General features: G+C 32.8%; 15 protein-coding genes. 13 read left to right on the top strand and 2 right to left on the bottom strand.

What is annotated here, in order from left to right:
• Window positions 1–112: 112 nt before the first annotated feature.
• From KQA_RS0204000 to KQA_RS0203945, 11 genes are all read left to right on the top strand, one after another.
• Window positions 113–427 carry a thioredoxin family protein gene (locus KQA_RS0204000; protein WP_010178339.1) on the top strand — a complete coding sequence of 105 codons (315 nt, stop codon included), beginning with the start codon at window positions 113–115 and terminating at the stop codon, window positions 425–427.
• Complete coding sequence (locus KQA_RS0203995) at window positions 408–665, top strand: DUF6952 family protein (RefSeq protein ID WP_010178337.1); 258 nt, start codon at window positions 408–410, stop codon at window positions 663–665. The genes KQA_RS0204000 and KQA_RS0203995 overlap by 20 nt, the downstream gene beginning before the upstream one ends.
• 193 nt (window positions 666–858) lie before the next feature.
• On the top strand, window positions 859–1,152 hold the full coding sequence (locus KQA_RS0203990) for a DUF493 family protein (protein WP_010178335.1): 294 nt from the start codon (window positions 859–861) through the stop codon (window positions 1,150–1,152).
• A gap of 197 nt (window positions 1,153–1,349) precedes the next feature.
• Complete coding sequence (locus KQA_RS0203985; RefSeq protein WP_010178334.1) at window positions 1,350–2,018, top strand: DUF4290 domain-containing protein; 669 nt, start codon at window positions 1,350–1,352, stop codon at window positions 2,016–2,018.
• A gap of 27 nt (window positions 2,019–2,045) precedes the next feature.
• The gene (gene murA, locus KQA_RS0203980; protein WP_010178333.1) at window positions 2,046–3,359 is read left to right on the top strand and encodes a UDP-N-acetylglucosamine 1-carboxyvinyltransferase; all 1,314 of its coding nucleotides are present in this window, start codon (window positions 2,046–2,048) and stop codon (window positions 3,357–3,359) included.
• Between the two features lie 582 nt (window positions 3,360–3,941).
• Window positions 3,942–4,958, top strand: coding sequence for a zinc-dependent alcohol dehydrogenase (locus KQA_RS0203975; protein ID WP_010178332.1), 1,017 nt, complete (start codon window positions 3,942–3,944; stop codon window positions 4,956–4,958).
• Between the two features lie 356 nt (window positions 4,959–5,314).
• Window positions 5,315–6,079, top strand: coding sequence for an SDR family NAD(P)-dependent oxidoreductase (locus KQA_RS0203965; RefSeq protein ID WP_198283106.1), 765 nt, complete (start codon window positions 5,315–5,317; stop codon window positions 6,077–6,079).
• Window positions 6,080–6,117: 38 nt separating this feature from the next.
• A complete protein-coding gene (aldA, locus tag KQA_RS0203960; RefSeq protein ID WP_010178330.1) occupies window positions 6,118–7,563 on the top strand; it encodes an aldehyde dehydrogenase in 1,446 nt (481 codons plus the stop codon).
• 205 nt (window positions 7,564–7,768) lie between these two features.
• Complete coding sequence (gene aldA, locus KQA_RS0203955; protein ID WP_010178329.1) at window positions 7,769–9,214, top strand: aldehyde dehydrogenase; 1,446 nt, start codon at window positions 7,769–7,771, stop codon at window positions 9,212–9,214.
• A 177-nt stretch (window positions 9,215–9,391) separates the two neighbouring features.
• Window positions 9,392–10,483, top strand: a complete 1,092-nt coding sequence (locus KQA_RS0203950) for a mandelate racemase/muconate lactonizing enzyme family protein (RefSeq protein ID WP_010178327.1) — start codon at window positions 9,392–9,394, stop codon at window positions 10,481–10,483.
• A 111-nt stretch (window positions 10,484–10,594) separates the two neighbouring features.
• Complete coding sequence (locus tag KQA_RS0203945) at window positions 10,595–11,641, top strand: aldose epimerase family protein (protein ID WP_010178325.1); 1,047 nt, start codon at window positions 10,595–10,597, stop codon at window positions 11,639–11,641.
• A gap of 224 nt (window positions 11,642–11,865) precedes the next feature.
• Here the strand turns inward: KQA_RS0203945 and KQA_RS0203940 are convergent, their stop codons facing one another.
• Together KQA_RS0203940 and KQA_RS0203935 are read right to left on the bottom strand one after the other, a co-directional pair.
• A complete protein-coding gene (locus tag KQA_RS0203940) occupies window positions 11,866–14,412 on the bottom strand; it encodes a T9SS type A sorting domain-containing protein (RefSeq protein ID WP_010178323.1) in 2,547 nt (848 codons plus the stop codon).
• Window positions 14,413–14,617: 205 nt separating this feature from the next.
• The gene (locus KQA_RS0203935) at window positions 14,618–15,217 is read right to left on the bottom strand and encodes a hypothetical protein (RefSeq protein WP_010178321.1); all 600 of its coding nucleotides are present in this window, start codon (window positions 15,215–15,217) and stop codon (window positions 14,618–14,620) included.
• A 395-nt stretch (window positions 15,218–15,612) separates the two neighbouring features.
• Here KQA_RS0203935 and glyA point away from each other — a divergent pair, with 395 nt between their 5' ends.
• On the top strand, window positions 15,613–16,887 hold the full coding sequence (gene glyA / locus KQA_RS0203930) for a serine hydroxymethyltransferase (protein ID WP_010178320.1): 1,275 nt from the start codon (window positions 15,613–15,615) through the stop codon (window positions 16,885–16,887).
• A gap of 369 nt (window positions 16,888–17,256) precedes the next feature.
• A complete protein-coding gene (locus tag KQA_RS0203925; protein ID WP_010178319.1) occupies window positions 17,257–19,068 on the top strand; it encodes a hypothetical protein in 1,812 nt (603 codons plus the stop codon).
• Window positions 19,069–19,099 lie beyond the last annotated feature (31 nt).

Below are 19,099 nucleotides of genomic sequence, written 5' to 3'. Positions count from 1 at the left end.
TCGAGACGAGAAACTAAAAAGATTGTTTTGGTTTTGAAAAAAGGACAAAAAAATCTTTAAAGCCATTAGTAAATGAAATGGTATTAATTGATTATTCAAAAAAAATAAATATATGTTACAAGAATTAGATACAGATAGTTTAGGGCAAATTGTAGCTGATAATGATACGGTTTTGGTGCAATACTCGGCAACATGGTGTGGTAACTGTCGTATTATGAAGCCTAAGTTTAAAAAATTGTCAACTGAAAATGGGGAGATTCCTTTTGTGATTGTTGATGCAGAAAAATTTCCAGAATCTAGAAAATTAGCAAATGTAGATAACCTACCAACTTTTGCTGCATTTAAAAAGGGAGAATTTTTAAATCAAGTACAAACAAATAAATTTGAATCTTTAAAAGAATTAGTTGATGAAGCTACCAATAATTAAACACCTTACTTCTTTTATTGAGGAGAATGATGAAGATTTTGTGATTGAAACCATTGAAACTTTAGAAGGATTAACAGAAGTAGCTTCTTTAAAGGATGAAGAATTAGATGTTATCGGAGAACTAATCTCGAATATGTATGGAGCACTCGAGGTTAAAAAGCTAATAAATGAAGGAGCTTCGCAAAAAGAAGCATTAAATAGCTTTATGAAACGCGTTTTAGGTTCTATTGATAAATAGGTAATTGAATTTGTTTTTTCTGTTCCTATTTGAAGAAAAATAGGAGTAGAAAAATAGATTAAACCTTCGTTATAATTTCTAATACCCAATAGGGGTTAAAATAAATAATTCAGAATTATGATTTCATAGTTCTGAATTTTACTTTTGTCTTCGCTAAGTTTGAACACATCAAACATAATCCCAATTTTATACTATGAGTAAGGAAACTAATCCAGATGAATTTTATGCTAAGCTAAAAGATCAATTAATACAGACTAGTTTATGGCCTAATGTTTATTTGTATAAATTTATTGTACCTGCTCAACCCGATCAGTCAAAAACATTGCTGGCTATTTTTGATAATCAAGGAGCGGTGATTACTTCAAAAAAATCCAAGTCAGGGAAATACGAGAGTTACTCCATTAAATTAAAGCTAAAAAATCCTGATGCTGTTATAGCAAAATATAAGGAGGTCGCTGAAAAAATAGTAGGAGTGATTTCGTTATAGTTGGTTTTGGGAAAACAAAAACAACAAACTATAAAGAAGTTGGTGTAGATAGGAAAAATTAATTGAAAATCTATTCGAATCATTTTTAAATAGATTAGTGTAATTCCTGTTTTTTTTCACTAATTTGCACAATGAAAATAGAGATGCTTGATATAGTTTCTTCTACAAGCAAGCATTACTCACTTCACAAAAAGTATATGCATACACAAAATTTAGAGTACAACACCGAGCGTGAACAGCTCGTTATTCTCGAGTATGGACGTCATATTCAAAAAATGATCGATCATGCTATTGCTATAGAGGATAGGGAAGAACGCAATAAGGTGGCTAAGGCAATCATAGGAGTAATGGGGAATATGCAACCTCATTTACGCGATGTTGCCGATTTTCAGCACAAGCTATGGGATCAATTGTTTATTATTAGTAAATTTAGATTGGATGTAGATGCACCCTTTCCTATTTTAACTCAAGAAGAATTATTACAACGACCAGAGCCTTTAGAATACCCTCAAAATCATCCTAAATATCGTTTTTATGGAAACAATATTATTAGAATGATTAATGTAGCTAATAGCTGGGAAGATGGAGATTTAAAAGAAGCATTGATTTTTACGATTGCAAATCATATGAAAAAATGTTTTTTAAATTGGAATAAAGATACCGTTGAAGACGAATTGATTTTTAGACATTTGTTTGAGTTGAGTGATGGTAAAATTGACTTGCAAAATAGCAATGAAGACTTGTCAAACGCATCAAGTTTAATGAAGACAAAAAAACGTTATAACAATAACAACAACAGCGGTAGTAATAATGGAAAAAAATACCGTTCGAACAACAATAATAATTATAAAAAGAGACGTAACTAAAAGACAAATTAACAACTAACTATATACATGGGAACATTTCAAATTGAAGGTGGACATTCACTTAAAGGTGAAATAACGCCACAAGGAGCAAAAAATGAAGCATTACAAATTTTGTGTGCCGTATTATTAACTCCTGAAAAAGTGATTATTGAAAATATTCCTGATATTAGAGATGTTAATAAACTGATTGCCATTTTAGAAAATTTGGGTGTTAAAATCCAAAAGTTAGGAAAAGGTAAATATTCATTCCAAAGTGATGATCTAAATTTAGGATATTTAGAAAGTGATCAATTTAAAAAAGAGGGGAGTGGTATTCGAGGGTCTATAATGATTGTTGGTCCGTTATTAGCTCGTTTTGGAAAAGGCTATATTCCAACACCAGGCGGTGATAAAATTGGTCGTCGTCGTTTGGATACACATTTTACAGGTTTTATTAACCTGGGTGCTGAATTTAAATTCAATAAATCTGAACGTTTTTATGGTGTTGAGGCTCCAAATGGATTAGTTGGAGCGGATATGTTATTGGATGAAGCTTCGGTTACAGGTACAGCTAATATTGTTATGGCAGCTGTGTTAGCAAAAGGTACAACTACTATATATAATGCTGCTTGCGAACCTTATTTACAACAGTTGTGTAAAATGATGGTGGCAATGGGAGCTAATGTACAGGGAATAGGTTCTAACTTATTAACTATAGAAGGTGTCGCTTCTTTAGGAGGTTGTAATCATCGTATTTTGCCAGACATGATTGAAATTGGATCATGGGTAGGTTTGGCAGCTATGACCAAAAGTGAGCTTACCATAAAAAATGTAAGCTGGGAAAATTTGGGTCAAATACCCAGTACATTCCGAAAATTAGGAATAACTATTGAGAAAAAAGGGGATGATATGTATATCCCGGCACATACAGATGGATATCAAATAGACACGTTTATTGATGGTTCATTTATGACTATTAGTGATGCCCCTTGGCCAGGGTTTACCCCAGATTTGTTGAGTATTATTCTCGTAGTAGCCACTCAAGCAAAAGGAGAAGTGCTAATACATCAAAAAATGTTTGAGAGTCGTTTGTTTTTTGTGGACAAATTGATCGATATGGGAGCTAAAATTATTTTATGTGATCCACATAGGGCTAATGTAATGGGGCATGATTTTAAATCTTCGTTAAAAGCAACTACGATGACTTCACCAGATATTAGAGCTGGAATATCATTGTTAATAGCCGCTTTAAGTGCAAAAGGAACATCAACTATTCATAATATTGAACAAATTGATCGAGGTTATGAAGATATTGATGGTCGTTTAAAAGCTATAGGTGCTAAGATAGTTCGTATAGACTAAGTTTATTAAGTGGATTTTAGTAGTTGAAATTTCTTTTAATAAAGTTCAATGTAAAAGAGGTCAATACTTGTATTTAGTATTAATGAATTTATAGTAAATCCTATGATCTATGGGGTTGTAATTTGATAAGAAATAGATGGATTAAATTAACCTTATTAGAGGTGGATATATCAATGTATTTTTTCATACTTTTAAGGCTTCAAAAATGAGCTATTTCTTTTTTTTTACATTTTAATAGTATTTGAGATGTTTTTTATTTGGTAAACAGATTGTTGCGAGGTTTTAAAGCAATGAGAAGTGTCTGAAAATTAACATATAAAAATGGAAAAAAAATAATACTTTTAGTCTCCTTTTAGGGGACTAGTGTTTTTAAACATGGTTTTGATGGTGTTTTATTTTTGAAAGTATATTAAAATAGTTTTTATACCTATTGAAAAATTAGGATAACGATGTAATAATAGATCGTTTAAATTATTTTAAAATCAAATGTATAGTCTGTTTTTGAAATATAGATTTACACATATTATTGATAAAGTTTTATAAAAAATAGCGAAAGACTAAATTTAGGTAATTATATAATTAATGAAAGCAAGTATTTACGAAGGGAATAAAACATTCTCTATAATAGAAAAGGAAGTTGAAGCTCCAAAAGCGGGTGAAGTTCGTATAAAAGTAGCTTATAGTGGTGTTTGTGGTACTGATGTACATATTTATCATGGTATGATGGATAAGCGTGTGGACGCTCCATTAACTATTGGACACGAAATGTCTGGTACAATTGATGCTATTGGAGAGGGTGTTACAGGATATGCAGAAGGAGAAAAAGTAGTTGTTCGTCCATTGGATGATAGAGGAGCAAAAGCTTCAGATAAAGGTTTCAATCATGTATGTGAGGATTTGAAATTCATTGGAATTGATAGTCCAGGTTCAATGCAACAATATTGGAATGTTCCAGCTTTTACATTACATAAATTAAAAGAGGAAACAGATTTAAAATTAGCAGCTCTTATTGAGCCGTTATCGGTAGCAGCGCATGATGTGCGTTTAAGTGAACTAACAAGAGGTGAAACTGCTGTGGTTTTAGGTGGTGGACCAATCGGTTTGTTAGTGGCAATGGTAGCTAAGGATGCCGGAGCAAATGTGATTATTTCTGAAGTAAATGAAAATCGTATTGCTAAGGCTAAAGAGTTAGGTTTTGATGCTGTTAATCCAATTAAAGTAGATTTAGTTTCTTACGTAAAAGAACAAACAGAAGGACGTTTAGCAGATGTTGTTTTTGAAGTAGCCGGTGTACAACCAGCTTTGGATATTATGACTGAGGTTGCAGGTATTAGAGGACGTATCCTTATGGTTGCGATACATGGAGAAAAGAAACCTGTTGATTTATTTAAATTCTTCTGGAAAGAATTAAAATTAATTGGAGCCAGAGTATATGAAAGAGAAGATTATGAAAAAGCAATTTCATTAATCACGGCTAATGAATTACCATTCGAAGAAATGATTACGGATGTACAGCCTTTATCAAATATTCAACAAGTATTTGAAAATATAGATAATAACCCTGACGGGATGAAAGTTTTAATGGACTGTCAAGCATAAAAATAATAAGCAAAAGTATCAATATCAAATGTTGATACTTTTTGTTTCTTAATAGATTACCCGCATTATGGATTAGAACTTCGTTATCAGTATTGAAAGCTTATTAGAGCTGAAATAACAAGCCAAAGGTTTGGCTTGTTATGAAAGAGCCAGCTGATGCAGTGGAGCATTTTCTTGATTTTCAGCATAGCACCGATATGGTTAAATCAAAAAAAGCAACAAAGCCTTTGATTTTGCAGAGATTTTGATACGGAATAGATTTTTTAATGCATAATTTGGGTTAAACAAACAAACTAAAATAAGCAAGTTTACAGTAAATAAGAGTGCTGTAAATGTTAAACTAAATTGTAATGAGTATATTAAATAGCTTTAGTTTACAAGGAAAAGTAGCAGTTGTTACTGGATGTAAACGAGGAATTGGAAAAGGAATGGCCATCGCTTTAGCAGAAGCAGGTGCTGATATCATTGGTGTTTCAGCTTCATTAGAGTTAACCGGTAGCGAGATTGAAAAAGAAGTAACTGCATTAGGTAGAAAATTTACTGCTTATCAGTGTGATTTTTCAGATAGAAAAGCACTTTATGCTTTTATTAAAGCAGTTAAAGCAGATCATTCTCAAATTGATATTTTGGTTAATAATGCCGGGACTATTTTAAGAACTCCTGCTGCAGAACATCCAGATGAAATGTGGGATAAAGTAATTGAAGTAAACCAGAATGCACAATTTATTTTAACACGTGAGTTAGGTAAAGACATGATCGCGCGTGGTTCAGGTAAAATTGTATTTACAGCATCATTATTAACATACCAAGGAGGTATTACTGTACCAGGTTATGCTGCAAGTAAAGGAGCAATTGGTCAAATGATCATGGCTTTTGCTAATGAGTGGGCTGGTAAAGGAGTAAATGTTAATGGAATTGCTCCAGGTTACATTGCTACCGATAATACAGAAGCTTTACGTAATAACCCAGAGCGTGCCGATTCTATTTTAGCACGTATTCCTGCAGGTCGTTGGGGAGAGCCAACTGACTTTGCTGGACCAATTGTATTCTTATGTTCAAAAGCATCAGATTACATGCATGGTTCTATTACATTAGTAGACGGTGGATGGATGGGGAGATAACCCAAAATAACTTTTTATAACGTATTAAATTTTATTGTATGTCAGCAAAAAAATATCAATTATTTATAGGTGGTGAATGGGTAGATTCTACTACTGGTAAAACTGCCGAAATTACAAGTCCTATTGACGAAAGTGTTGTTGGAGAAGTGGCGATGGGAGTTGAAGAAGATGCAAATATTGCATTAGAAGCAGCAGAAAAAGCACAAAAAGAGTGGAAAAAAGTTCCAGCAAGAAAACGTGCTGAATTAATGCGTAAGTTTGCTGCTGAAATTAGAGCAAACAAAGCCTATTTAGCTGATTTATTAACTAGAGAGCAAGGTAAAATCATCTCTTTAGCAGAAATCGAAGTTGAAGTTACCGCTACTTTTATTGAATATGCATGTGACTGGGCACGTCATATTGAGGGTGATATTTTACCTTCGGATAATGAAAATGAGCATATTTATATTCATAAAATTCCTAGAGGTGTAGTGGTTGCTATTACAGCTTGGAATTTCCCACTTGCTTTGGCAGGAAGAAAATTAGGGCCAGCTTTAGTAGCAGGTAACGCAGTGGTTATTAAGCCAACTCAAGAAACTCCTTTGGCAACATTAGAGTTAGGTTTCCTTGCTGAAAAAGTAGGGCTTCCTAAAGGTTTATTAAACGTTGTTACAGGTTCTGGTAGAGTATTAGGTAATGCTTTAGTTGAAAACCCAATTACTAAAATGGTGACCATGACAGGTAGTACACCTGCTGGGCAATCTATTTTTAAAGCTGCTGCAAAAAACTTAACTCACGTTCAGTTAGAGTTAGGTGGAAAAGCACCAAGTATTGTGTTTGCTGATGCTGATATTGATGTTGCTGTTGATGCCACGTTCAATTCACGTTTTGATAATTGTGGACAAGTTTGTACTTGTAATGAGCGTATGTATGTGCATGAAGATATTTACGATGTATTTATGGAGAAATTCATGGAGAAAGTAAAAAGCTTTAAAGTAGGTAATCCATTAAACAGAGATACTCAAATGGGACCTAAAGTAAATGCAAACGAGTTGAAAAACATGGAGCATTTAGTAAAAGTAAGTTTAGAAGAAGGAGCTACTTTAGCACATGGAGGTAAACGACCTGAAGGAGCAGAATTTGAAAAAGGACACTGGTTTGAGCCAACAGTTTTAACTGATGTAACTCAGGATATGACTATTGTTCACGAAGAATCTTTCGGACCTATTTTGCCAGTGATCAAATTTACAGACTTTGACCAAGTTATTGGTTATGCTAATGACTGTGAGTATGGTTTAGCGGCAATGGTATTTACAAAAGATATGGCTACAATTTTACGTTGTAATGACGAGCTTGAGTGTGGTGAAATCTATGTAAATAGAGGTCACGGAGAGCAGCACCAAGGTTTCCATAACGGATACAAATTAAGTGGTTCTGGTGGTGAAGATGGAAAATATGGATTTGAGCAGTATTTAGAAAAGAAAACTTTCTACGTAAAGTACTAAGCCAGTCATTTTAATTTTTTGATTTAAATAATCAAAATTGATATAATAAAACCTGTAAGATAATTAATCTTACAGGTTTTATTTTGTAGTATATAACTCTAGTTTATTATATTGGGAGCAGGTTGTGGGAAATGTAATTTTCTAACTTTATTTTTAAAAGATATAGTTCCTCAACAAAAAAATTAAACGTATCAAAAAGCATATTATGTCATTAAAACAATATCAATTATTTATTGATGGAGCGTGGGTAAAATCAACTACTGGAGAAACACTAGAAATTATTAGTCCTATTGACGAAAGTGTTGTGGCCACTATAGAAATGGGAGGGGAAGCTGATGCGGAAATTGCTTTAAAAGCAGCAGAAAAAGCTCAGAAAGAATGGAAAAAAGTTCCAGCAAGAAAAAGAGCAGAGTTATTAAGGAAGTTAGCTGTTGAAATTAGAGCGAATAAACCTTATTTATCTGAGTTATTAACTAAAGAACAAGGGAAACTTATTTCTGTTGCCGAGAATGAGGTAGAAGCATGTGCTTCCTTTATTGATTACGCCTGTGATTGGGCACGTCACATTGAAGGTGATATTTTACCTTCGGATAATGAGGATGAACATATTTATATTCATAAAATCCCTAGGGGAGTAGTGGTAGCAATTACAGCTTGGAATTTTCCACTTGCTTTGGCAGGAAGAAAATTAGGACCGGCTTTGGTAGCTGGAAATGCCGTAGTAATTAAACCTACGGAGGAAACTCCTTTGGCTACTTTGGAGCTAGGTTTTATGGCCGAAAAAGTAGGAATACCTAAAGGACTTTTAAATATAGTAACAGGAACGGGTAGGGTACTTGGGAATGCATTGGTAAAAAACCCAATTACTAAAATGGTGACCATGACAGGGAGTACACCTGCAGGACAAGCTATTTTTAGAACTGCGGCCGATAATTTAACTCATGTACAGTTGGAACTAGGAGGTAAAGCGCCAAGTATTGTATTTGCCGATGCTGATTTAGATATTGCTGTAGAAGCTACATTTCAATCACGTTTTGATAACTGTGGGCAAGTATGTACGTGTAATGAGCGTATGTATGTGCATGAAGCTATTTATGATGTATTTATGGAGAAATTCATGGATAAGGTAAAGCACCTAAAAGTAGGAAATCCACTAGATAGATCTTCTCAAATGGGACCCAAAGTAAATGCGAATGAATTCAAAAATATGGAGGATTTGGTAAAGGTAAGTTTAGAAGAAGGGGCTACTCTAGCACATGGAGGTAAACGACCTGAAGGGGCTGAATTTGAAAAAGGATTTTGGTTTGAGCCTACAGTTTTTACAGATGTTACACAGGAAATGACAGTGGTGCATAGAGAAGCATTTGGACCAATTTTACCTGTAATTAAGTTCAAGGACTTTGACCAAGTAATCGAATACGCAAATGATTCCGAATATGGGTTGACAGCCATGATTTTTACTAAAGATATGCAAACTATTATGCGTTGTAATGATGCGCTTGAGTGTGGTGAAATTTATGTGAATCGTGGTCATGGAGAACAGCATCAAGGTTTTCATAATGGCTATAAATTAAGTGGCTCTGGGGGTGAAGATGGGAAATATGGATTTGAGCAATATTTAGAAAAGAAAACATTTTACATAAAGTATTAATCTAGAAAAAAGATAATTGCATAAATTTTAATAAAAACTGTTATTATACAGTGAGTTATGTATGTATGTTTGTTGCTTTTTTCTTAAGGTTATTTATACAAAACTCATTTTAGAATAGTCCTTTTTTAAAAGGAAGTTTTATTATTTTTACGGCATATAAAGAATAGTATAAATTTTATGAGTACAAAAATTTCAAATGTAAAAGCACGTCTTTTTGAAGTACCACTTCCAGAAGTGCTTTCGGATGCAAAACACGGAGATCATTATCACTTTGAGTTAGTTACGGTAACCGTAACTTTAGAAGACGGATCGGAAGGAACAGGATATACCTATACTGGTGGTAAAGGTGGTCGTGCTATTAAAGCTATGGTTGATTACGATTTTGCCGATGCTTTAAAAGGACAGGATGGTGCTGATATTGATAGTATTTATGATTTTTTAGAATGGCACATACATTATGTAGGTCGTGGAGGAATTGCATCTTTTGCTATTTCGGCAGTGGACATTGCACTTTGGGATATCCGTTGTAAAAAGTTAGGTCAGCCATTATGGAAAGTAGCTGGAGGGCAAGGAAATACTTGTAAAGCCTATTGTGGAGGTATTGATCTAATGTTCCCATTAGAAAAGCTTTTAGGAAACATGAAATCTTACATGGACAGAGGCTTTAATGCTGTTAAAATAAAAATAGGTCGTGAAAATTTAGACGAAGATATCGAACGTATCAAAGCAGTGCGTGAATTTATTGGACCAGATGTTACTTTTATGGTCGATGCCAATTATTCGATGTCTATTGAAAAAGCTATTGAAGCTATTGAGCGTTTTAAAGAATGTGATATTACTTGGTTTGAAGAACCAATTATTCCAGATAACTATAAAGGATATGCTGAAATAGTTGAAAAAACTGGTTTTCCATTAGCTATGGGAGAGAATTTACATACTATTCATGAATTTGAATATGCTTTTGAACAATCAAAATTATCATTCATACAACCAGATGCTTCTAATTGTGGTGGAGTTACAGGATGGTTAAAAGCGGCTAAATTAGCTGATGAAAATAATATTCCTGTATGTTCGCACGGAATGCAAGAATTGCATGTAAGTTTAGTATCATCACAACCTAATTCGGGTTGGTTAGAGGTGCATAGTTTCCCAATTGATGAATATACGACTCGTCCTTTAGTTGTAGAAAACTATAGAGCAGTTGCACCAGATACTCCTGGTGTTGGGGTAGAATTTGATTGGAAAAAACTTGCTGAATTTGAAAAATAATTCCTTAAATTAAAAAAAATTAAAGTTTGCAATTGCAAACTTTAATTTTTTACGCTCACTGCAACCTTGTAGTGAGCGTAAATTTACAAGCAACCTAACTTTAACATACTTATGAGCCTTGAACAATTAACCTTTGGAGTCTATAAAGACAGCGTAGTAGAAAAATATGTACTAACTAATGTTAATGGTATGGAGGTTCATATAATGAATTATGGAGCCACAATTACATCTATTAAAGTGCCTAATTTAAAGGGTGAAATAGAAGAGATCACTTGTGGTTTTGACTCATTTGAAAGTTATTTTTCTGATGCCTATCAAGATAATGCACCATATTTTGGAAGTACAGTTGGTCGTTATTGCTCTCAAATTAAAGATGCCGAATTCTTTTTAAACGGGGAGCATTTTTGTATTGCACAGAATTGTGGAGATAATAACTTGCACGGAGGGAATGTTGGTTATGACAAGCGTATGTGGATAGCGCAACCATTTAATACACCCGAGGGAACAGCAGTGAAAATGCGTTTGGATAGTTTAGATATGGAAGAAGGTTTCCCTGGTAATGTAACTGTTTCCGTTATGTTTACTTTAACGGCAGAAAATGAATTAAAAATTGATTATGAAGCCTTAAGTGATGAGGACACCCCATTTACAATGACTAATCACACTTATTTTAATTTATCGGGTTTTGCTACCTCAATAGAGGAGCATCAAGTAACTATAAAAGCAGGTAAAAAATTAGCAATGGACGAAGGTGGTGCTTGTACTGGTGCTATTGTTGATTTAAATGGAGCAGCTGATGATTTACGAACTGCAAAAACAATAAAAAATGTGCATGAAGCCATGAATGATGGTTTTGAGCATTATTATATTTTTGATAAAAATAATTTTGCCTTAGAAAACGTGGCAAGCATAACATGTCCAGAAAAAGGACTAACAATGGAAGTAAGCACGTCGGAACCTGGAGTGTTGTTTTATACAGGGAAATTCACTTCTAATGAATTGAAACGTGAAAATGGAGTGCAATATGGGAAATATAAAGCATTATGTTTTGAAACCCATCGTTATCCTAATGGTCCCAATATTAATGGACCTAAATCTATTTTAAAAGGAAAAGAAAAATTTGAAAGTACGACTATATTTTCATTTAAATATCAGTAGATGTTGATTGTTCTGAAGGGGACAATACTTACTTGGGATGAGATAATTTAATTCAAAGTTTTAAATACAAATAAAACCCTAAGATTTGAAATCAATCAAATCTTAGGGTTTTTTAATGTACAATTATTTTAAAAACTTAGTCTAATGCTATATGAAAAAATAGTTCATATATATATCATTTCATTTTTCAATTTATGTGTTTAAAAATAAAACAATAGTTAAGATTACTCAATAACAAGTTTAATAGTTTTTGTTTTGTTCGGTAACGTAACTTTACAAATATAAACACCTGTTGTTGCTTTTAATTCAGTCGGTACAATCGATAAGTTTATGGTTTCATTTTCATTAATGGTGCTATTTAATAGTTGACTTATTTTTTTTCCATTAATATCATAAATATCAACGGTAGCTGTACCATTTACAGTAGATGTTAGATCTAATTTTGCAGAACTATTGGCAGAAATGAAATTATTATCAATACTAATTTTAGAAGGACTAAAATCATTTTTAAGTTGAGCTAATACTTGATCTTCTAGTTTTTTTAATTCAAATTCGGCAGATGTAATATCTTCTGTAATTGAATTATCTAATGATTTATATCCATAGCGCTTTTTAAAAGTTCGGCTTAGTGCAAAAGCAGTATTAATAACGGTGTTATTTATTCCTAATGGAACTTCGTTACGTGCATAATCATCTGTTACAAAATCAACGTCCACGGTGTTTTCATCACCAAATTTGCCTCCTTTTTTAGATATACCTACAGTTGTAGTTACTCCATTTCCACCAGCATCCATTATAGAAAGTTTATCATTTGAGTTATTGGTATGTAAATTTCCTAAAAGATGTCCAATTTCGTGAGCGGCAATATTACCAACACCAACGGCTATTAGTTGTTTGAATGTTTCAATATTATTTTCAACAATTGGTATAAAATTTAAGCTAACTTCTTTAGAATCGGGTAAATCATTTTGATTGAATTGAATATCAATATCGTCGTTATCAAGTATATTAATATCATCTCCTGTATCAGTATCACTAGCTTTTTGACTACTCAAATCATCTAATAGCACAAAAGCATCATCATCTAATTTAAAATTACCAACATCAAGAGTTTGAGCTAGGCCTATAGTATTAAAACCGACTTCTTCGGTACTTCCGCCAATTATAATTCGACTAAAAGGAAGGTTTAATTTGTTCAAAAACTTAGGGATAGCGGTACCAAGAAAGGGAGAACCATAATCACTAACTATAAGGGTATTGGCATTAGGATTAATTTGTGATTCAATAATATCTTGAAAATTTTCGGAGACTACATTTTTGATTTGGTTGGCCAAATCAGTTCTATTTTGTTTTGTGTTTACTATACCCCAATTTTCAAGATAGTTTTCAAAGGCTTGAAATGTAATTTCTGTTTCTAATATTTTTTTTGCTTCAGGTGTTAAAACTAGATCAGGATCAATATTTTGAAAATCTGTAGGTAAACCTGTAAACCCAGTAAAGTCTAAATAAATAATTTGCTTTTTACCTCTATGGACAGATTCCAAACCTGATCGAGTGACTAAAACTTCACCTTCATAAATATCTGCAAGACCAAATGATTGTAAAATATAATCACCTGTTTCGGGAATAACAAACTGTAAATCGGCAGTACCCCCCAGAGGAAAAGAAGTGTCTTGCGGAAGGAAATTTCTAATAGGTGTAGGTGATTGAGGTAAAAATACAAATTTGTTATCTTTTTTTGATTTTAAACCCATAAGCACAGTGTTAGTAAAAGAACAAGCGAGTACATCTCCTTTTTTTAGAGGTAATTCAAAGGAATCTATATCTGGTTTAGCTACTTTGGTTACAGTTAATTTATAAGGACCTGCTTTATCTGGTGTAGGAAATCTAAAGTCTGGATCTACATCTACTATACTAAAAACAAATTCCTGTCCCAAGCGACCATCTACTTCCACTTCTCGTAATACATTATCAATATCAAATACAGCAATATAATGGGTACCGGTGAATCTAGCTGTTATAGCTATAGAATTTGGATTATTTTTTTCTAGTGCTATCTGTCCAGTTGGTGCACCCAAATTATCAGTTGTTGCAATTCCTGGGTCAATACGTCCACCGGTTGCTTCAATTATAACATTAATTGATTCACCTGCTTTCAGGTCAATGCCATAAACATCAAAATCACCATAGCCAGTTCCTTGGGTACTATGCCTACCATCACCTAAAAAGCCAGTAGCACTAATTGTTGAAAAACTGCTTGGAAATTCGGGTAATGGAGTGGCATTATCTATCTCATCATTATCCTCGTCAAGTGCTTCAGCAAAATCTCCTATTGAAATAGCTTCGCTTAGGTCTAATTTTTTTCCATAAATACCATTAATGGTAAATCTATTAATTTGGTTGTTGGAACTTCCTACATTTAAATTAATTTTTTCAGGTGCTTCATCATTTGTGTTTGATAAATCTAATTCTGTTTCACTAAAGGCAGGTAAACTTGTATTTGTAGATTTTAATGCATTTGATTTATTAGTTATTCTTTTTAATTCTTCGGCGTTTAAGCCAGTTAAGTTTTTATTACAAAAAATATTTTGTTCCATCATTCTGGTGCCTTTAATTCCAGATGCGGTTTTTGTAATTTTAAAATTTGATAGTTGATTGGTGTGTAAATAATCTAGCAGATCATTAGGCTTTTCTTGTTGCGCGCTTACTTGATAACTCACAAAAAAAGTGCTCACCAAAGCAACTCCAAGACATGTTTTTAGTGTACTCATGTTAAAGTGTTTTAAAGTGTTAAAACCTTATTACGAGTGAGTTATACTTTTACCCTACCTTGTTTTTCTATTTTAAGTTTTTTTTAACTATTTTTCTTTAGGGTAATGAGAATATCACAAAATAAACGCTTTTTATTACGATATTCATAATGATTAGCTATGTGAAAACTAAAAGCAGTGGCAAGAAATAAATGATGAATTTAATTTAGTAAGCTTCTTCAATACGAATACGCTTACCGTTTTTGTATGAACCAATAAATGCATCTTCAAATCCCATTTGAAGTACCTCTTTTCTAAAAATTTGGGCTTCTTCTAAACTCTCAAAAGCTCCTAAGGTATATTTATAAAATTCATCGGTATAAAATTCTCTAAATTGAGGAAAAGAGTCAGTGTATAATGAAATACTTTTTTCATCCAACGCACCTATTTGTATGGCGTAAATAATTTGATCATCAATACTAGGTTGTGCAGTTTCTGTAATTTCAGGTTCATCTTCAGTTTCCAGATTTGCTAGTTCTTCTTTTTCTTCTGCTTCCAATTGCTTTTGTTCAGCAATACCATGTTTGAAATCAATCAGGGTTTTGTATTCTTCAGATGATATGAGCGTTAAGCCTTTTTCTTCTAAATTATTTTGAGTAATGGACGTTGTAGAGAAATAAATAATACAGCTTAAAAATAATAAAAGAAGTATTGCTGAAACTATTGCAAGGATAGTTCGCTGCTTTTTTAAACCTACATTTTCTTGTAAAGCATTTTCAGCTTTGTGTTTTAAGTTATTTAACTCAATTTGATCTATTTGGGTCATATCAAATTATTTTAAATTAGGTGATAAATATAAGACGAATATTATTGTTTAAAGATTGCTAGAAAAAGCTTTTTATTGATAAAAATGTTATGTGTTGATTTTTAGTTGTTTGTAAGAATTTTTTTTCATTTTTGAGTATGCTTATTTTTTTAACCAATACAACTCTAATGTTTTAGTAAATAAAAAAGTATAAAGTTCAGCTATTAATCTTAGCTGTTTTAGGCTATTAAATGAGTAAATTAAATAAATAGGTTATCAATTTTTAGAATAGCTATTTGGATAAAAACTGGTCGAATTAAAGATTGAGCAATTAAAAAGTTATTTTTTAATTTGTTGAGGGTGATGTATTGAAAATGAATGTTTATTTTTGCACTTTCAATTTTAAAGAACATTCAATGCAACGCGATCAACGAATTTTTGACCTAATTGAGCAAGAAAATCAACGCCAATTAAAAGGTTTGGAACTAATTGCTTCTGAAAACTTTGTAAGTGACCAGGTGATGGAAGCACAAGGTTCAGTATTAACAAATAAATATGCTGAAGGATATCCTGGTAAAAGATATTATGGAGGTTGTGAAGTTGTTGATATAGTGGAGCAAATAGCTATTGATAGAGCAAAAGAGCTTTTTGGAGCGGCTTATGCTAATGTGCAACCTCACTCAGGATCACAAGCAAATACAGCTGTTTTTGCAGCAACCATTAAGCCAGGTGATAAAATTTTAGGTTTTGATTTATCTCACGGAGGACATTTAACACATGGTTCATCTGTTAACTTTTCGGGTAAATTATATTCCCCAAGTTTTTATGGTGTTGAAGAAGCTACTGGAGAATTAAATTATGATAAAATCCAGGAAATAGCAGAAAAAGAACAACCAAAATTAATAATAGCTGGAGCATCTGCTTACTCTCGTGAAATTGATTATAAGCGTTTCCGCCAAATAGCCGATAGTGTAAATGCTATTTTATTGGCAGATATGGCGCACCCTGCAGGTTTAATAGCGGCGGGATTATTACAAAGCCCTATTGCACACTGTCATATTGTAACTACGACTACTCATAAAACATTAAGAGGACCACGTGGAGGTCTTATTTTAATGGGTGAGGATTTTGATAACCCACAAGGGATTACATTAAAAAATGGAAAGTTGAGAAAAATGTCTTCTATGCTTAATAGTGCCGTTTTTCCAGGAAATCAAGGAGGCCCATTAGAGCATGTTATTGCAGCAAAAGCAATTGCTTTTGGCGAAGCTTTAGATCCTAAGTTTAAAGAATATTGTATTCAATTACAAAAAAATGCTAAAGTAGCGGCAGATGCATTGGTAGCTAAAGGTTATAAAGTAATTTCAAATGGTACGGATAACCATATGATGTTAGTTGATTTACGTAGTAAAAATGTTTCAGGAAAAGTTGCTGAAGAAGCTTTAGGAGTAGCAGATATTACTGTAAATAAAAATATGGTTCCCTTTGATGATAAATCACCATTTATTACATCGGGTATTCGAATTGGTGTTGCAGCAGCAACTACTCGTGGTTTAAAAGAAGCTGATTTTAAAACTGTAATTGATTTAATTGATGAGGTTATTGAAAATACAGAGAATGAAGCTGTTTTAAAACAAGTAAAAGAAAAAGTAAATGCAATGATGTCTGGACGTCCATTGTTTGTAGCATAAATTTGGTATTACCAAGTTTGATAATAAAAAAGGAAGCTGTTTATGCTTCCTTTTTTTGTTATACCCCAAAGTGTTTTATAATTAATACGATTTGCTGATAATAATTTCGTATAAATATGCTGAATTATTTTTTGTTAGTCTAAGGCAGGGCAGCACTATAGTGATGAGCCAGTTGATGCTCGCAGGAAAAAGCATAGCCTTAGTTACGATTGCTTTTTTAACGCCAGAATAGTGAAAAAGAAACAGCATATATGCGAAATTTTGTTAGTAAATCGTATAAGACTTAACCATATGTATGCCTATTAAAAACAATACAGCTAAGATTAACTTATTATAGTAGTATCTTTAAAAAAAGTAAAACATTTCATTATGATACCCACTTATTTGTTACGTATTCTTACAGTGATTAGCATTATTACTTCTGCGAAAGCGCAACTAACAGAAGTGCGTATCAATCCTAGATGTCAAAAATTTTTAGGAGATGTGTCTACCTTAAATAGAGATGTTTATTTTAATATACACAACTCGTCAGATGATTCGGATATGAATCAATTGATGAGTAAATATAATGTAAATAAAGGACGGATGTTTTGGGGGCCTTTTGCCGAAGCAAAAAATAAAACAAAACAGGTTGGCAAGTATCCATTTAGTAAAAAAGGAAAAATAAAATCTGCATTTAAAGTTATTCAAAATATAGCAACTGCACATCCTAGAGATGCTTTTGTTAATGGTATGGATACAAAAAAAGCGGCAAAGTGGGCCGTTGAATACTATATGTATCATGTAAATGAGCGTCCGGCCTTTTTTGAACCGATGAATGAACCTTTTGTGCATGCTAAGGATTTTTATACAGGAGGATGGGATCCTTTAAAACAAGTGCAGATAAAAAAACAAATGGCTCAGTTGTTTGCCGAATGTGGAAAGGCTTTTCATAAAACTCCTGCTTTATCGAATATAAAAGTAGTGGGTTATTCATCGGCATGGCCTTCCATGGAGTTGAATAATTTTGATCATTGGAATGAGAACATGAAAATGTTTATGGACACAGCAGGGGAGCATATGGATGCTTTTGCTACACATTTATATGATGGGATAAATGTAGCGGGGCAAGATAACATTAGATCTGGTAGTAATGCAGAGGCTATATTGGATTTGATTGAAGCCTATAGTTTTATAAAATGGAAAAAAATAAAACCCCATGCCATTACGGAGTATGGAGCTATTGAGGAGGGGTATGCTCCCGAGTATAGTGATGCCAAAAGTATACAAACCGTACGTTCAATAAATCATATATTGTTTAGTTTGCTTGATCGCGAAGATCGTATGCTTATTTCGATTCCTTTTATAACTGGAAAAGCTACATGGCATATAAATGAAAAAAATAATTATGAACCGTATCAAGCAGTTTTATGGCGGCCCTTAACTATTGAAAAAACAAGTAATCCTAATAAGCCATTATTAAGTGATTGGAAGTTTACAGCTCGAATTCATTTTTATGATCTATGGAAAGAAGTTAAAGGAAAGCGAGTGGATATAGAATCCTCTAATCCAGATATTCAGACTCAAGCATTTTTAAATAATAAGACCTTATATGTTGCTTTGAGTAATATAGATGATAAAAATCAAAAGATAGCATTACAACTAGAGCCACTTGGAACAAAAGTAAAAAAAGTGACCAAGAAAGCTTTGAAAATTTATGATAACGATGCTCCTGTTTTTACTAAAGAAAAACTAGAAGAAGCACCTAAAGAAATAACATTGATACCTCATGAGACAGTGATTTTAGCTTATGAATTAGCATCCAATATATCTTTTACATCTATAAAGAAAGTAGTGAACACTTATTCAAACACGTATTTAAAAGATATTGAGGCTAATATTCCCAATGATTTTGCATTTACAAATGTCCCTGTTGGGGAAGGCAGTGCGGTGTTAAAAATGGGAATAGGGCGTAAGCATGATAGGTCTAAAAAACCAAAAATTAGTATAAATGGTACTGAGGTTGAAGTGCCTAATAATTGGAAAGGCTATGATCAAGTTGCAAGAGATGATTTTTTTGGTGTGATCGAAATTCCTTTTGAAACAGCTTTACTTGAAAAAGAAACAAATGTCAGTATTGTTTTTCCAGATGATGTAGGGAAAATAAGTTCATTAATATTACAAACCACATTAAGTGAGTAACAAATCAATAAATGGAGTGATTTAAATTTTT

The sequence above is a fragment of the Aquimarina agarilytica ZC1 genome, assembly GCF_000255455.1.
GTDB lineage: Bacteria > Bacteroidota > Bacteroidia > Flavobacteriales > Flavobacteriaceae > Aquimarina > Aquimarina agarilytica.
Note: the sequence above shows the minus strand (reverse complement) of the source record. Positions and strands in the feature narration are given on the sequence as shown.